The organism is Gloeocapsa sp. DLM2.Bin57 (genome assembly GCA_007693955.1).
In the GTDB taxonomy this organism is placed as follows: Bacteria; Cyanobacteriota; Cyanobacteriia; order Cyanobacteriales; family Gloeocapsaceae; genus Gloeocapsa.
The window spans coordinates 14,919-32,073 of the sequence record RECR01000078.1; the positions used below are offsets into that span (position 1 = coordinate 14,919).

At 36.4% G+C, this 17,155-nt stretch carries 14 protein-coding genes and 1 pseudogene; 11 read left to right on the forward strand and 4 right to left on the reverse strand.

Annotation, left to right across the window (positions count from 1 at the left end; all coding sequences use genetic code 11):
- The first annotated feature begins 117 nt into the window (after positions 1-117).
- On the forward strand, positions 118-894 hold the full coding sequence (locus tag EA365_09995; protein ID TVQ44446.1) for a carbohydrate ABC transporter permease: 777 nt from the start codon (positions 118-120) through the stop codon (positions 892-894).
- 9 nt (positions 895-903) lie between these two features.
- On the opposite strand, the gene EA365_10000 is transcribed toward EA365_09995, so the two are convergent.
- Positions 904-1,671: a PspA/IM30 family protein gene (locus EA365_10000; GenBank protein TVQ44447.1), complete on the reverse strand. Its 768-nt coding sequence runs from the start codon at positions 1,669-1,671 to the stop codon at positions 904-906.
- A 78-nt stretch (positions 1,672-1,749) separates the two neighbouring features.
- A complete protein-coding gene (locus EA365_10005) occupies positions 1,750-2,505 on the reverse strand; it encodes a hypothetical protein (GenBank protein ID TVQ44448.1) in 756 nt (251 codons plus the stop codon).
- Positions 2,506-2,554: 49 nt separating this feature from the next.
- Between EA365_10005 and EA365_10010 the strand changes: the two genes are divergently transcribed.
- Together EA365_10010 and EA365_10015 are read left to right on the forward strand one after the other, a co-directional pair.
- Complete coding sequence (locus tag EA365_10010; protein ID TVQ44449.1) at positions 2,555-2,980, forward strand: YeeE/YedE family protein; 426 nt, start codon at positions 2,555-2,557, stop codon at positions 2,978-2,980.
- Positions 2,981-3,055: 75 nt separating this feature from the next.
- Complete coding sequence (locus tag EA365_10015) at positions 3,056-4,606, forward strand: DUF3352 domain-containing protein (GenBank protein TVQ44450.1); 1,551 nt, start codon at positions 3,056-3,058, stop codon at positions 4,604-4,606.
- A gap of 7 nt (positions 4,607-4,613) precedes the next feature.
- Here EA365_10015 and cobO read toward each other — a convergent pair whose 3' ends face one another.
- Positions 4,614-5,207 (reverse strand): cob(I)yrinic acid a,c-diamide adenosyltransferase, encoded by a 594-nt coding sequence (cobO, locus tag EA365_10020; GenBank protein TVQ44451.1) that lies wholly within the window; start codon positions 5,205-5,207, stop codon positions 4,614-4,616.
- Positions 5,208-5,212: 5 nt separating this feature from the next.
- Here cobO and EA365_10025 point away from each other — a divergent pair.
- Positions 5,213-5,669: pseudogene (locus EA365_10025) on the forward strand (DNA-3-methyladenine glycosylase 2 family protein).
- A gap of 136 nt (positions 5,670-5,805) precedes the next feature.
- Here the strand turns inward: EA365_10025 and EA365_10030 are convergent.
- Positions 5,806-6,765, reverse strand: a complete 960-nt coding sequence (locus EA365_10030) for a ribose-phosphate pyrophosphokinase (protein TVQ44484.1) — start codon at positions 6,763-6,765, stop codon at positions 5,806-5,808.
- Positions 6,766-6,936: 171 nt separating this feature from the next.
- Between EA365_10030 and bioD the strand changes: the two genes are divergently transcribed.
- From bioD to EA365_10065, 7 genes are all read left to right on the forward strand, one after another.
- Entirely contained in the window at positions 6,937-7,596 is a 660-nt protein-coding gene (bioD, locus tag EA365_10035) for an ATP-dependent dethiobiotin synthetase BioD (GenBank protein TVQ44452.1), read from the forward strand.
- A 41-nt stretch (positions 7,597-7,637) separates the two neighbouring features.
- Positions 7,638-8,213, forward strand: coding sequence for a DUF4126 domain-containing protein (locus EA365_10040; GenBank protein ID TVQ44453.1), 576 nt, complete (start codon positions 7,638-7,640; stop codon positions 8,211-8,213).
- Between the two features lie 42 nt (positions 8,214-8,255).
- Positions 8,256-9,944 (forward strand): dihydroxy-acid dehydratase, encoded by a 1,689-nt coding sequence (gene ilvD, locus EA365_10045; GenBank protein TVQ44454.1) that lies wholly within the window; start codon positions 8,256-8,258, stop codon positions 9,942-9,944.
- Between the two features lie 128 nt (positions 9,945-10,072).
- A complete protein-coding gene (locus tag EA365_10050; protein ID TVQ44455.1) occupies positions 10,073-12,568 on the forward strand; it encodes an EAL domain-containing protein in 2,496 nt (831 codons plus the stop codon).
- A gap of 24 nt (positions 12,569-12,592) precedes the next feature.
- The gene (locus EA365_10055; GenBank protein ID TVQ44456.1) at positions 12,593-14,476 is read left to right on the forward strand and encodes a sensor histidine kinase; all 1,884 of its coding nucleotides are present in this window, start codon (positions 12,593-12,595) and stop codon (positions 14,474-14,476) included.
- 198 nt (positions 14,477-14,674) lie between these two features.
- Positions 14,675-16,339, forward strand: coding sequence for an AarF/ABC1/UbiB kinase family protein (locus tag EA365_10060; GenBank protein TVQ44457.1), 1,665 nt, complete (start codon positions 14,675-14,677; stop codon positions 16,337-16,339).
- 237 nt (positions 16,340-16,576) lie between these two features.
- Positions 16,577-17,128 carry a hypothetical protein gene (locus EA365_10065; protein ID TVQ44458.1) on the forward strand — a complete coding sequence of 184 codons (552 nt, stop codon included), beginning with the start codon at positions 16,577-16,579 and terminating at the stop codon, positions 17,126-17,128.
- The last annotated feature ends 27 nt before the right edge of the window (positions 17,129-17,155 follow it).

A 17,155-nucleotide genomic window follows, 5' to 3' on the forward strand; every position in this document is an offset into this window, starting at 1 on the left:
AATCGATCGCTCAATGGCTAGATTATTTTAACCACTTTTATAGTATAAGTTGTCTAACCCTTTAAGATATATTTTCTTAACCTAAGAATAACCTATCACAAGTATAAGTTCTGATCTATGATTTTACACTCTTTGAGAAAAACACTAACTCTTGTTACTCTATGGTTAATTGCCTTATTGATCTTATCACCTTTACTGGTTGTTTTGTGGCGTTCTCTTGAATCAGGGGTGGATAGTTATCAAGAAGCTTGGCTGAGGGGTAATTTTTTACTGGCTTTTGCTAATTCTACTATTGTAGCAATAGGGGTGACTTTTTTACAGTTGCTTACTTCAGCTTTAGCCGGATATGCGTTAGCGAGATTTAATTTTGTTGGTAAAAGGGCGATCGCCTTGTTAATCCTAACTACTTTGGTTATTCCTTTACAAATTTTGGTTATTCCTATTTTCTTAGTGCTTAAGTGGGTACATTTGCTAGATAGTTACGCTGCGTTGATTTTACCTACTGCTGCTAATGGTTTCAGTATTTTATTGATGCGGCAGCATTTTGCTAGTATTCCTGTTGAATTAGAACAAGCTGCTAGTTTAGATGGGGCTAATCGTTGGCAAGTACTAACCAGAGTTATTTTACCTTTATCTGGTCCTGCTTTGGTGACGGTTTTTCTGTTTACTTTTATTGGTGAGTGGAATGATTTATTTAAACCTTTGGTTTTTTCCACTAGTCCTGACTTAGTTACGGTACAATTAGCTTTAGCTAGTTTCCAAGAACAGTTTACCAATCGTTGGTCTTTGCTGATGGCTGCGGTAGTTATTGCTACTTTACCAATTATGTTAATCTTTTTAATCGGACAAAGACAGTTAATACAGGGTATTGGCAATACTGGACTTAAAAACTAGCTATTTTGATTATTGATTTAACTGACGACGTAATTCTTCTAATTCTGCGTCTATGGGTGTTTGACTATCAGTGGGAGGTTGAGTAGTGGAAGAAGATGGTAAAGCTTGGGGAGCGGGTGCACTATTGAGAGCTGCTTTCATCGCTGCTAATTCGTCTTCTACTCCACTACCTGCTTCTAGCTCTCGGAATTGATCGTCTAAACCTCCACCTGCTATCTCTCCAATAGCTTGAGATTTAGCTTCCTCAATCATAACTTTTTCTTCCATGCGCTCAAAAGCTGCCATAGCTGAGTTGGTATCTATACTAGATAGAGTACCCTGTAGTTGTTGGTTAGCTTTAGCGGCACTTGCTCTGGCTTTGAGCATATCTTTTTTGGTTTTAGCTTCAGAAATTTTACTTTCTAAACCTAGGAGGTTACGTCGTAATTCTTCTACTTGTTTACTTTGTACCTCTAGTTGTTGTTTTAAGACGTTGGCTGTTTCTGAGTAAGTTTTTTTTCTGGTTAGAGCTTCACGAGCGAGACTTTCTTCTCCTTTTTGTAAGGCTAGTTGGGCGCGCTGTTGCCATTTCTCGGCTTCGCTAATATTTTGTTTATATTGGGCTTCTGTGCGTTTTTCTCCCGCGATCGCTTGTGCTACTGCTTGACGTAGTTTGACTAAGTCTTGCTGCATATCAATCACTGCTTGCTCTAGTACTTTTTCTGGATCTTCTGCTTTACTGACTAAGTCATTTAAGTTGGAGCGAAATACTCTGCTGACGCGATCTAATAATCCCATGACTAATCCATCCTCATATTTGCTTGAAGGTATTTTTCCGTGTATTTAAACAATAATAACGATCTCTTCTTGATTATATCACAAATCTTGCCGCTGTATCATTACCATATTTTTCCCTACTACTGGGTTGCGAGCTAAAGTAACCCCTTGATTGTCTCGTATTTCTAGTTTACGAAAGTTTAACACTTGAGAACGACTTAAAATCTGGTTAGCCATTTCTTGTTGTTGAATAGGGGTGAGTTGATACCAATCTTCGGTTACTTGGATAATCAACAGACTTTTGAGAAAATCCGCTTCTACTAAGTTTATGAGATTTTCGGTAAATTTGTCAGTAATCTCGCCAACTTCTGTTTGAATGGCTGCGATTAAACCTTGTTCGGGGATAATTTCTAATTGGGGTGAAGGTTGAGTTGGGATAATTACGGGTTCGGGTTTAATGGGGGTGATTATTTTCGGAAGGGGAGTTTCTACTATTTCGGTTGTGTCGGTTGTGTCGGTTGGTTCGATTGTTTCGGTAATTTCCGTTGTGTCTGTTATCTCTGTTACTATGACAGGACTATTGAGTTTAAGTATCCAAATACTAATAGCGATAATGGCGATCGCGGTAATCCCTCCTAGTAATAAAGGTAACCAAGATTTCTGCTGAGGTTGGGTTGATGATGTTAAAGAGATTCCTTGTGCTAAATTTTGACTAGAATTGTACAAACTTTCTAAATCTTGCAATTTAGGTAAGTTTTCTGGTGGGTTAGTTTTGATTTCTTCTAAGATTGTTTGCAGTTGGTTGATTGTTGTTTGTAACAATTCGATACTTTTAGCTTGAGAAGAATTGTCCACTTTCTTGTTGAACCTCAAAATATTAGTTAAATTTTATCTTAAGATAACTATGAAACAAACAATAGCAACGTTAATCTCAGGAATATTATTTGGTTTTGGTTTAGGATTATCCCAAATGGTCGATCGCGATCGCGTTTTGGGTTTTCTTGACGTTACGGGGAATTGGGACCCTACTTTATTATTTGTCCTAGGTGGGGCTGTTGGTGTAACTTTAATTAGTTTTCGCTTGATTTTACGTAGTTCTTACCCTTTATTTGCCTCTAGATTTGAGTTACCTACTAAAAAAGATGTTGATTTACCCTTGATTCTAGGTGCTGCTATCTTTGGTATAGGTTGGGGTATATCGGGGTATTGTCCAGGTCCTGCTTTAACTGCTTTAGTACTTGGTATTCTTAACCCTATACTGTTTTTGATTTCATTTATTCTTGGTTCTTTGGGTTGTCAAGTTTATTTGTCAAGAAATGTAAATAGATAGCCAAATTTTCCCAAAATCTTGTTTAAGGTAATGTAGTAGCTATAGGAAATTAGATTAAACCCCTAGGGAAATTTTATGGCTAGTCAAAATAAAGGTTGTGGCTGTTTAACCGTAGTAGCAGGTTTGTTAATAGCTGGTGCTGGTGGAGCTTATTTATATCTTAGAGGTAATTTACCTTGGCAACAGTTTAATTTTCATCAAGCGAGTAGTGTTATTCCTTATAATACTTTGGCGGTTACTCATGTTACGACTAATCAGAAACAATGGTCAAAACTCTCGGATTTGGTTTCACCAGAAGCACAAAAAGTTATTGGCAGTAGTTTAAGTATAATTGCTCAAAATTTACCTCAAGAGAATCTAAATACAATCGAACAAGATATCTTACCTTGGGTAGAGGGTATTTCTTTAGCTTGGGTTGATGATAGTCGTTTATTGGTCGTAGCAGGAATTAAAGATAAAATCAAAGCTTTCCAATATCAAAAAAACCTTGGTCAAAAATACACTATTGTCACTACTGATTATCGCAACGTTGACATTAATCAAATCGCTACCCAAGGGAACATTTTTTATTATGCTATTTTAAACAATTATCTGGTGATAGCAGAAGAAAAGGGAACAATTGAATTAGCGATTAATGCGCAATTATCTAATTCTTCTTATCAGGATAGACCGGGAATAAAAGCTTTAAGACAAGAGTTAAAGCTCAAAAATTTGTTAATAGAATCTTATGTCGATAATCCTAGTGATCTAGAGCCAGAATACCGAGAATATTTAGGACAAATTAGAGGTTTTGCTTCAGGAGTAGGATTAGTTGCAGATGGTTTACATATGCAAACTATAGTTAAACTAGATCCAAGTTTGGTTACTTCTCAACTATCTTCAGCAGATAGAAAATTTTTAGCTTCTTTACCTGAAAATACCTGGTTATTGATTAGTGGTCATAACTTAAAGCAAACCTGGAGTGATTTAGTTACCCATTCCGAAAACATACCAGAATTAGAGGAATTTGTCAGAGAAGTTCGTCAGGGTTTTGCGACAGTTTCTTTAAATGTGGATCAAGATGTCTTTGGTTGGATGAATCAAGAATACGCGATCGCCCTAATTAATAGTGATCAAAGTACAGTTAGTTTTGGGATTGGTGGTTTAGTCTTATTTAAAACCAGTGATCCTCAAACTGCTAGCAATACTTTTGCTCAATTATCCCAACTAGCTAGTGAAAATTTTATCACTGTTCAAGATAGACAAATTAGGAGAGAAACGATTACGGAATGGTATCAAGACTCAGAATTATTGTTATCCCAAGGTTGGTTAAATAAACAGACATTAGGAGTAACTATTGTCACTCCTTGGGAAGCTTTAACCACAAGTAATCAATCTTTAGTTCAACAGGAAAGTTTTAAAAAAATTAATCGATATTTACCTCAAAAATATTCCCAATATTTCTATCTAGACATGAATCAATTGTTAGACATATTTAAGAATAATTTTGGTATTTATGCTATGATCCTACCTCAAGAAGCTTTAGTAGTTCTCGAATCTATTGATAGCATAGCGGGAGTTAATACTATGAGTCGGGATAATTCTAGCATTACTGATATCATTATCTATATGAATCCCCATAATTAGATTTAAGCTAAAATTCAATACCAGGTTGTGCTTTAACTCCTTGTTCATGAAAGGGGTGTTTAATCAACTTCATCTCCGTAACTAAATCAGCGATCGCGATTAAATCTTGAGGAGCACCTCTACCAGTTAAAATAACGTGGGAGTCTTCAGGTTTATTAGCGAGGGTTGTAATTACCTCTTCTAGGGGAAGATAACCCAATTTCAGAGCGATATTAATCTCATCGAGAAGGACTAATTTATATTCAGGATTATTCATAAATGCTTGTGCTTTTTGCCAAGCTTCAGTAGCCTTAAGGATATCTCGATCGCGATCTTGAGTTTCCCAGGTAAACCCTTCTCCCATAGCGTAGAATTCTAATTGTGATTCCCATTGACTTAAAACGGCTTTTTCAGCCGGTTCCCAAGCTCCTTTGATAAACTGAATAATAGCGACGCGATAACCATGACCTAGGGATCTGACTACCATTCCTAAAGCTGCGGTAGTTTTTCCTTTCCCGTTACCTGTATGAACGATAATTAGACCTTTTTCTTGATTACGAGTAGCGAGACGTTGTGCTTGTACTTCTTTACGTCTCTGCATTTTTTGTTGATATTCTGTCATAAATGATTAGTTCTCCGATTTATTGGCAACAAGCGATCGCCTATTTAGGTTCTCAAGATAGAATTATGGGTAGGCTAATACAGAGTTATCCTAGTGAAAACTTACAAAACTATCATAATGCTTTTTACACTTTAGCTAGGGCGATCGTTGGTCAACAAATCTCGGTTAAATCTGCTGACGCGATTTGGTCGGGATTTGCTGCACTTTTACCCTCTATTTCTGCTGATGCTTACTTACAACTAACAGAGTCACAATTACGCGCTTGTGGGTTATCCCGTCAAAAGATAGCTTATTTGTCTAATATGGCGATTGCTTTAGAAGAGAAGTTGCTAACTCCCTTTAGGGGATATTGGCTTAATTAATGCTATCCAATTACACTATAGCGAGCAAGAGAAACTCAGTTTAGAGGAAATTAAACAAATCAGTCAAACTTGGCGACCCTATCGTACTGTAGTAACATAGTATCTTTGGCGTAGCTTAGATCCTGTAGTTGTGCAATATTAGGTAAAAGGCAGGAGGGGATAGGGGTGTAGGGCGTGGTGAACAGGGGAAAGTCTAACACCGTTCCACCGTTCCACCGTTCCACCGTTCCACCTAACTAACGAAACATACTACTTACCGAGCTATCTTCATGAATACGCCAGATCGCTTCACCAATGAGATTAGCCACCGAAAGAAGGGTTAATTGTTTAAACTGTTTAGATTCAGGTACAGGAATAGTATTAGTAACAATTACTTCTTCGAGGACACCACTAGAGAGTCTTTCTACTGCCGGATTAGAAAAAACAGCATGAGTAGCACAGGCATAAACCCTTTCAGCGCCTTCTTTTTGTAGTAATCTAGCACCTTCAACGATTGTCCCTGCGGTATCAATCATATCATCTACTAGTATAGCTGTTTTACCTTTAACATCACCAATTACATTAAGAACTTCAGCGACGTTATGACTTTGACGACGTTTATCAATAATTGCTAGGGGAGCGTCATCAAGTTTCTTGGCGAAAGCTCTAGCTCTAGCTACTCCTCCGACGTCAGGAGAAACGACGACTAGATCAGAGAGATTCTTACTAGCTATATAGTCGAGTATAACTGGAGAACCATAGACGTGGTCAAAGGGGATATCAAAATAACCTTGGATTTGAGCCGAGTGTAAATCCATAGCTAAAACACGATGTGCCCCCGCTTGAGTGATTAAATTAGCCACTAATTTAGCGGTAATTGACTCTCTCCCTGCGGTTTTGCGGTCAGCTCTAGCGTAACAATAATAGGGGATAACCGCGGTAATTTGTCTTGCTGATGCTCTTCGACAAGCATCAATCATAATTAACAGTTCCATCAAATTATCATTGACGGGGTAACAACAGGGTTGAATCAGATAAACATCACAACCTCTGATTGATTCTTGGATTTGAATATATAGTTCTCCATCAGCAAAACATTTGCGGAGCATTGGTCCGATATCCATACCTAGATAGCGAGCTACTTCTTGGGCTAAGGTTAAATTAGCCGAGCCAGAAAATAGACGCAAACGATTAGTCTCTGAAGGAATAGGGGACATAAGCTCAAGGGAGAGAGTAGGGGAATAGGTCACAGCAAATTTTAAACCTCTTTCTTGACACCTTTTCTATTATTATCTCAGTTTTTACAAATCGGTTGTGAATTTTTTCTTTGTTTAATAGTTGTTTCTCGGTAAAATTAACTAAGGATTATTCATAAAAAAACTAAATTAATGACCAAACTACTCATTACAGGAACAGATACTAATGTTGGTAAAACTGTTTTAACTATTTCTCTGGTTGCTTCATGGTTGCAAAATTACCCTAAAGCAACTATAGGTTTAATGAAGTTAATGCAAACAGGTTATGGCGATCGCCAACTTTATCAAAAGTTATTTAGTGACTATTCCCAAGTAGAGATAGTTACCCCTTTAGAGTTTAGCACTCCTATTGCTCCTCCTCTAGCTGCTGACTTAGAAGGAAAAGAAATTGATTTAGCCTTAGTTTGGCAAAGTTTATCTAAATTAGTAGAAACTAAAGACTTAGTGGTAGTAGAGGGTATCGGCGGTTTAGGAACACCGATTACCCATGAGTTAACCGTTGCTGATTTAGCTAGAGATTGGCGGTTACCTACTATTTTAGTCGTTCCCGTGCAATTAGGAGCGATCGCCCAAACCGTAGCTAATGTCATGTTTGCTCGTTATAGTAAAATTCAACTTCAAGGTATAGTACTCAGTTGTGTTACTCCCGATGCTGTGACACAAATAGAAAATTTAGCACCAATTGCTTTAATAGAATCTTTAACCCAGACTCGGGTTTTAGGAGTCATCCCCTATGTCAATGATTCTGAAGATTTGAAGGTATTAGCACAATTTGCCGATACGTTAACATAAAAGCTGATACAGAAAATTTAAATAAGAAACTTTAATCTGTTATGATAGAAGTATTAGCTTCACTGTCGATATCAGCAGCGGTAGGAATGAGAATAGCTCTACCATTGCTGATTGTCGGCTTAATTAGAACCCAAGAACTTTGGTCAGACATTCCTATACTTAATTATTTTCATCCGCAAGTATTGTTATCCATTCTAGTTGTTTGGTCTTTGTGTGAACTAATTTTATCCAAAAAATTCAGAGGACAACGTTTGTTACAGATAGTCCAATTACTATTTACTCCAATCATCGGCGCTTTATTACCTGTGGTGGTGATTAAAAATTATAGTATTGCCACTAGTAAGGAAGTTTTAATAGTATTATCAATCACAGGAGCAGCCTTAGCACTAGCGATAAAATTAGTAGAGGTTGGTTGGTTTTTTCGCTTAAGAGGACTACCCATAGCAGTAATTATCTTTGAAGATATTCTCTCGATTTTAATGGTCTTATTTGCTTTGAGAGCACCAGAACAAGGAGGATTAATCGCTATGTTGCTATTGTGGATAGCCATACGTAGTGCAGGGGAATGGCGGCAGTGGTATATAGAAAGTCGTCCTGTAGAAGATGAGGCTAATTAAAGATAGGGTATGCTGGTAATAAGGTATTGAACAAAAAAAGCAATGACAGATAACCGCAGAAGTAAAATAGTTACTCAAGGACAACAGCGATCGCCGAATCGTTCCATGTTGAGAGCAGTGGGATTTGGAGATGAAGACTTTAATAAACCCATAGTGGGATTAGCCAATGGTTACAGTACCATTACCCCCTGCAACGTAGGCTTAAACGACTTAACCTTAACAGCAGAAGCAGCCCTAAAAAAAGCAGGTGCAATGCCTCAAATCTTTGGGACAATTACCATTAGTGATGGTATCGCTATGGGTACAGAAGGAATGAAATACTCTCTAGTATCCCGAGACGTGATCGCCGATTCCATCGAAACCGTCTGTAATGGACAAAGTCTCGATGGCGTACTAGCTATTGGTGGTTGTGATAAAAATATGCCAGGTGCACTAATCGCTATGGCTAGAATGAATATTCCCTCTATCTTTGTCTATGGTGGCACAATCAAACCAGGACACTATAACGGTAAAGACATTAACATCGTTAGCGCCTTTGAAGCAGTAGGAGAATATAGCGCAGGGAAAATCGACGAAGCAGAATTACTAGAAATAGAACGTAACGCTTGTCCGGGGAAAGGTTCTTGTGGAGGTATGTACACAGCTAACACCATGTCCTCAGCTTTTGAAGCCATGGGAATGAGTTTACCCTACTCCTCTACTATGGCAGCTGAAGACGAGGAAAAAGCCGATAGTACCGCTAAATCAGCCTTTGTGCTAGTAGAAGCGATACGTAAACAAATCCTCCCTAGAGACATCCTCACTCGTAAAGCCTTTGAAAACGCTATTTCGGTAATTATGGCGGTTGGGGGTTCGACTAACTCCGTTCTCCATTTATTGGCGATCGCCAATACCATTGGTGTTAAACTAACTATAGACGATTTTGAAACCATTCGTCGTCGTGTTCCCGTATTTTGTGACCTTAAACCCTCTGGTCAATACCTAACCGTTAATCTACATCAAGCAGGTGGTATCCCCCAGGTCATGAAAATGCTCCTAGAACAGGACTTACTTCACGGGGACGCTTTAACTATCACAGGTCAAACCATCGCTGAAGTCTTAGCCGATGTACCCTCTGAACCTTCTACAGACCAAGAAGTAATTCATCAGTGGTCAAACCCTCTCTATAATCAAGGACATTTGGCTATCCTCAAAGGTAACCTCGCTACAGAAGGTGCAGTAGCCAAAATAACGGGTATAAAAAAACGTCAAATCACAGGACCTGCCAGGGTTTTTGAATCAGAAGAAGATTGTTTAGCGGCTATTTTAGCAGGTAAAATCAAACCAGGAGATATCTTAGTTATCCGTTATGAAGGTCCAAAAGGTGGACCTGGAATGCGAGAAATGCTCGCCCCCACCTCTGCAATTATCGGCGCGGGTTTAGGTGATTCCGTTGGCTTAATCACCGATGGTCGCTTCTCTGGTGGTACTTATGGTTTTGTAGTAGGTCACGTAGCTCCAGAAGCAGCAGTAGGAGGAGCGATCGCCTTAGTCAAAGAAGGAGATAGCATCACTATCGATGCAGACACAAATCTATTGCAACTCAATATCAGTGATACTGAATTAGATACCAGAAGAAAAAATTGGCAACCTCCCCAACCTCGTTACCAAAGAGGAGTACTCGCTAAATACGCTAAACTAGTTTCATCTAGTAGTTTAGGTGCTGTTACCGATCTTAATTTATCACCCTAAAAAGGTACAATATTAATAGTTGTGCTAAAAAGGTAAAAAAGTTCTTTTCCCGGTATTAATTAACTAACTCTGTTCAATACAGGGTTAGTCTCAAAACCAAATATGAGTAAAATTTACAGGTCACTCCCATGGCTAATAACTCCGATCAAGTTCGCCATATTCTAGTTATAGAAGATCGCAAAGCTCGACGTATCGTTACTCTAGAAGATAGTACTTATTCTATTGGACGTGATACTAAAAATGATATTGTCCTCTATGACAATCAAGTCTCTCGCTATCATGCTACCCTTTTACGCATAATTGATTATAAGACTAATCAGTTTCTCTATCGCATCATCGATGGAGATTTACAAGGTAAAAGAAGTACAAATGGTATAATAGTCAACAGAAAACCCTGTTTATCTCATGAATTAAAACACGGAGATATAGTTAGATTCGCAGGCAGAGCTAAAGCGATTTATCATGTTATCGCAGCTAATACCAGTACAGATTTTAACCTATTAGTCGAAGAAGAAATAAACGAAAAAACCTTTATTGAAGATAGTAAAAGTAAAACAGAAATTATCGAAGCAGCTAAACAAACTATATCTTTTAATGAACCAGAATTAGAAAAACTAAACCAAGAAGAGTTAGTCAGATTAGCATCTTTTCCCGAATTAAGTCCTAATCCAATCATAGAAATAAATTGGGAAGGAAAGATAACTTATATTAATGATGCAGCTAGTTTAAAATTTAAAACGATTCACCAAAACGAAACAGAACACCCTATTCTCACAGGTTTAATTAATCAAAAAAATAGCAGACCTGGAGGATTCTTTGTCAGAGAAGTAAAAATAGGTAACGAAGTTTTTGAACAATACGTTCATTATTTAGCAGATGCACAACTAATCAGAAGCTATATTTTTGATTATACAAAACGCAAACAAAGCGAACTAGCACTCAAAGAAACTGAAGAATTCTATCACATAGTGATGGAACAAATTAGAGAAGGTATCTTGATTATAGACTCCTTAACTCAAAAAATAGTCCAAGTCAACGAAAGCTATAGTAATTTATTAGGCTACAGCCAAAAAGAAATGATTGACTTAAATTTAGCAAATATCGTCGCTTTAGATCAAGATGTAATCGAAAAAGGACTAGACAATAACGCTCAATTAGTAACCCAATTAATCGGAAAATCTCTACACCGTCATAAAAATGGTTCATTAATCAATGTAAACGTAAAAATCAATAGTCTTAAATACCAAGAAAAAGCTATTTTATGTTTTGTGATCAATTCCGATAATCTCTCCCATACACCAGAATTGAATAATCAATATAACCCCATATATGATCCCCTGACGGGATTACCTAGTAGAACGATGTTTCAGGAATATCTATCTACAGCTATAGCTAACGCGAAAAGACATCACGACTTAATCTCAGTGATGTTTGTAGAAATTGATAATCAAACCGAAATTAATACCCCCCAACAGCAAGAACAACAAGAACAAATTATCAAACAAACGGGTAAACTGATTAGAGGATGTTTACGAGCAGGAGATACTGTAGCTCGGTGGGATAGTCAAGAGTTTAGTATTCTCTTACCTAGAGTTTTTCAAGTAAAAGATATAGCTAAAATAGCCCAAAGATTGCAGAAAATTTTACAATTAGCAGCAGAAAAAAACTCTAATTCTGTAGAAGTGAATCTAGGGATAACGATTTATCCAATTGATGCAGAAGAACCCTCAACCTTGCTCAAAAATGCAGCAGTAGCCCTAGAACAAACTAAAAAACAAAAACCCAATAGTTATAGCTTTTACAGTACAAAAATTAACCAGAAAACTCCTACTTTATTAAAACTAGAAAAGTTATTACAAGTAGCTCTAGAAAAAGAAGAATTAGAGGTATATTATCAACCTATTATCCAAATTAATGACCAAACCTTAACAGGGTTAGAAGCAAGTTTGTACTGGCAACATCCTGAATTGGGGTTAATTTCCCCAACAAAATTTATACACCTAGCAGAGCAAACAGATTTCATTATACCTATTAGTGAATGGTTGCTAGAAAAGATTTGTCAACAAAATCAAATTTGGCAAGCTCAAGCAATGACAGCTATTCCTATTAGTATTGATTTATTATCTCGACAGTTACAAGCTCCTAACTTTGTCGATAAAATAGCTAATATTCTCGACAAGAGTAAATTAGATCATTATTTTTTGGAACTAGAAATCAGTAGTCAATGTCTTAGCGAAAACGAAGATTTAGCTAAACAAAAAATCCCAGAGTTAGTGCATTTAGGAGTGGGTATATCTCTAGATAATTTTGGCGCAGGAACATCTCAGCTAGACTATTTACAAAAATTTAATTTTCGTCGTCTGAAATTAGCTCCCTCCCTAGTAGAAGCAGGGAAAGATCAAGCCAGTGCAAATGCAATTATTGCCGCAGCGATCGCTCTTGGTAACGGTTTTAAACTCAAAGTAGTAGCACAAAACGTAACCACAGAAGAACAAGTCCAAAAACTAAGACAACTCAATTGTGATGAAATTCAAGGAGATTGGTTTAGTCAACCCTTGAATGGAGAAGATATGACAAAATTACTACAAAGTCTCGCCACAGGTAGCACTAGCTTAACGCTATGATAATTAAAAGTTGAGCTAAGTAAAATGGAATTCGTGACGCAATCAGAAGTATTTGAAGATGAATTGCTCGAAATACTAACTACTGAGTTAAATCCAGACAAGTTATTATCTAACCTAGCGCTGAAAATAGCTGCTAGTTTCCTGACCGATGCTTGTTTAATTGCAACTTGTAACAATAGTTATGGTATTAAAACTGGTTATTGGTCAAAATCTCCAGAGTTATTAACACCAAATATATCCTTATACCTTAAAAATATTCCTGCAACCAAACAAGTGATCTCCTTTCATCTTAACTCAGAAGCAGCAGAAGATTTAGGGATAGAAAGTTTAGCACAACAATTAGGTTGTAACTCCCTACTTTATCTTCATACCTATTATCAAGAGCAAGTCAATGGTTTTATCGCTTTAGGTTTTTTCCAATCCCACTCCTGGAGTTTATTAACTCAAGAAAAAATCAGAAAAATAGGACTATTATTGAGTTTAACTTTTGCTTATCAACAAGTACAACAACAACAAAAAAAACAAGCTCAATATCAATCTTTTTTAATCAATTTAAATAGGGAAATAGAGAGAACATCTCAAATGAGTACCCTATGGAGGTTATGTTTAACAGGGTTAGGAGCTTGTTTAAAAATAGATCAAGGAATGATCGTTAAATTAAAGTATTTAGACCCTTTTTTTACTTTATCAGAACAAGTTAAAATTCCTGAAGCAGAAGTAGAAATTATTGCTCAATGGTCTCCAGAATATCCTCGTAAAGCAATTCCCAAGATGTTTATACTTGATAGTTCTCTGCTTTTAAAAAAAGCTTGGTTAAATAGTCCTAACCCCTTAATTCTTGAAAATGTAACCAAACTAATTCAACAAGAAACTAATTTATTTAGAACACATATTTTCCCGAATACTATAATTATTCCCTTACTAACTAGTAAAATTAAATCAACAGCCAAAGAAGTAATTTTAGGCTTTATTATCTTACAACAAAGAGAATCACGCTCTTGGCAAAATGAAGATATTCGACTAGTACAAACAGTAGCTATGCAGATAAGTATGGCTATGATTCAAAGTCAAAGTTTACGTCAAGTAGAAACCCTAGTACAAGAGCGCACAGTGCAATTAAAATGGAGCTTAGATATGCAAGGAAAGCTCTTTACTAAAACTAGACAACAATTAGAACAACTAAAACGTTTAGATAAAGTAAAAGACGAATTTATCGCTAGATTAAGTGATGAATTAAGACTACCTCTAGCCAACATGAAAATGGCGATATCTATGCTCAAACTAACTAAAAACAACGAAAAAAATCAACACTATCTAACAATCTTAGAAAGAGAATGTAATAAGGAAACGCAGTTAATTAATGACTTATTGACTTTTGAGCAAATTAAAACTTCACAACTAGAATTTCATTATGAATTAATCTCAATTAATCAGATAGTAGAGCAAGCAAGTCATATTTTTACCCAGAATTGGCAAGAAAAAAACCTAACTTTAGCTATACAACTAGATCCTCAATTACAAATTTATTCAGATCGGGAAAGTTTATTAAGAATCTTAAATGAGTTATTACACAATTCTGGTAAATTTTCTGTACCGAATAGTACGGTATCTTTAGAAATTCAAGCAATCTTGGCATCTTCACAATCCCTAATCGTGATTAAAGTCAGTAACTTAGGGAGAGAAATTACCCCAACAGAAAAACCTCAGATATTTGATCCCTTTTATCGAGGAGAAGATCTCCATCAGGGTAGCTCCCAAGGAACTGGTTTAGGATTATTTTTGGTTAAATCTCTCGTTGAATTGCTTAATGGTACAATTGTACTTGATAGTAAAAAAACTAGAGATAAATCAGTTTTCGTGACCTTATTTAAAATCACCCTACCTCGACTAAAAGAAGCTTCTTCTTAGATATTGTATCTGAAGACAAAAGTTACTGGTTGAGGCACTCTGAGTGCATGAGTACCTTTTCCCACACTCCCCTATCTCTTATTTAGTAAGGATTTTAAAATGTGCAACTTGAGAGTCTCCTCAATAAATGGAACAGTTATGGTAAAATCAATCATCAATCTTCTTAAGCTTAAGTAGCTCACCTGAAACATCTCAATAATGATTACTGAGAGTAATTCACCTCTTCTGTCTTGGCAATCCACAACAAGTTCATCTGTCATTAGACGTCAGTTTAACATTTTCAGGGTAGCTTTTCAATTTCTGGCTTATCTGTGGTGGGATAAACTAACGGGTAACCAGAAAAGCTCAACCAGACAGCAACGCGCACAATGGCTAGTCACTCAGTTATTATATCTAGGTCCAACTTTTATTAAAATTGGACAAGCTTTATCTACTCGCGCTGATTTAATACCCCTTGAATATATACAAGCTTTTGGTAAACTACAAGATAACGTCCCTCCCTTTAGTCATCTAGAAGCGATCGCCATTATTGAAACCGAGTTAGGAAATCAACTCGAACATCTTTTTTTAGATTTTGAACAACAACCTCTAGCATCTGCTAGTCTAGGACAAGTACACCGAGCAATTCTCCATGATGGTGAGAAAGTAGTAGTTAAAGTCCAAAGACCAGGATTAGAAGAGTTATTTAACCTAGACTTTGAAATCATACACGGTTTAGTTCGCTTTGTGAATCGTTGGTTACCGAGTTTACGTCAATACGAATTAGAAGAGATATATCAAGAATTTTTCCAACTGCTTTATCTAGAAATCGATTATATTCATGAAGGTAAAAACGCCGAAAGATTTAGCGAAAATTTTACTAACTATGCTCAAGTAAAAGTCCCTAAAATCTATTGGGATTATACCACCAAAAAAGTTTTAACCCTAGAATATCTACCAGGAATAAAAATTAATGATCTAACAACTTTACAAGCTAAGGGTATTAATACTAATAAAATTATTGAATTAGGTATTTGTAGTTATCTCAAACAACTGTTAGAAGATGGCTTTTTTCAATCAGATCCCCATCCTGGTAATATGGCAGTTAATGAAGAAGGAGCGATAATTTTCTATGATTTTGGGACAATGATTGAGATTAAATCTATGGCGAAAGAGCAAATGGTGGGTACTTTTTTTGCTGTTCTACGTAAAGATACAGATGAAGTGCTACAGATGCTTATCTATATGGGTTTAATTAAACCAGTAGGAGATTTAGCCCCAGTTAAAAGAATTGTCGCTTTTTTACTAGAAAGATTTCGAGATAAACCAGTAGATATCAAAGCTTTTGAAGAAGTCAGTCAAGAGATTTACTTAATGTTTGAAGAGCAACCTTTTCGCTTACCCGCGCAAATGACCTTTGTTTTAAAATCTCTGACTACTTTAGATGGTATTGCTAGAGGGTTAAATCCAGAATATAATTTATTAGCTGCTAGTAAACCTTTTGTACAAAATATTGCTCTTTCTCAACGGGGTGAAATCAATTTAAATATGTTAGTTAGACAAGCTAAAGATTTTTGGAAAAATCGGATTTCTAATTCAGGAAGCGTTCAAGATTCAATTAGTAGATTAGAATCTCGGCTAGAAAGTGGCGAGTTACAGGTTAGAGTACGTTCTTTAGAAACCGAATTATTATTAAAACGTATTAACTTAGGCATAAAAACTCTGGTATATGTGTGTTTATTGGGCTTCTCCATTGTCACAGCTATTCTCTTATTATCTACTCCCTATAGTTCTTGGGCAATTATTCCTTTTGGATTAAGTGGGTTATGGTGTTTATTTTTCCTACGTTGTTTTATTACTCTACTGATTCAAGAAAGGTTCTGACATTAAGTATTAACACGTAGAAGTTGAGACTAAGAAAAATTAAAAATAGTGAAAATGCTTAAAGATTAGTTGAAAAAAATATCTTTTAAAAAACAATTAAATCAGTGAATGTTAACTAAATTGTGCTTTTATTAAAAAATAAGAAAAATTAGTAATCAACGGAAAATAAGATGTTAAAAATAAATTAGGTCAAATAAATACATCCAGTCTGAAATTTTATCATTGGGCATCAAAAATATGTTAGATCCACAAGAATTTATGCACAAAATGGAGGCTAGAATGGTCTTCAGTGCTGAGGATAAAGGCGTGTTAAAAGCTAACGCAGATTGGGGAAAATCCATAGCAACAGAAATGTCTGATCATTTCTACGCATATTTAGGTCGTGATGCTGAAATGAATGCTATTCTCAACGAAACAGAAGGTCGTATTCACCGTCTGCGGGACACATTTATAGAGTGGTTTGGCGAAATGTTTACAGGAATAGATGACTGGGGTAATGCTTATGCAGAGCGTCGCTGGAGAATTGGCTTAATTCACGTACGTATAGGGATTGGTCCTCAGCACGTCGTGCCAGCTATGGCAACAGTGGTACGAGCATTAGGTAAAAAACTTAAAACAGAAGGTAAAGATAATGGTTTACAAGAATCATTGAGCAAAATCTGCATGATTGACCTAGCCTTCATTGAACAAGCCTATATAGAGGTTGCATCACAAGCAGTCTTGCGAGAGACGGGATGGTCAGAAGGACTGTTTAAACGACTGATCACCACTGGTGCAGGCTCAATGTAATCAAATTTGTAACTCAGTAAAAAGGAA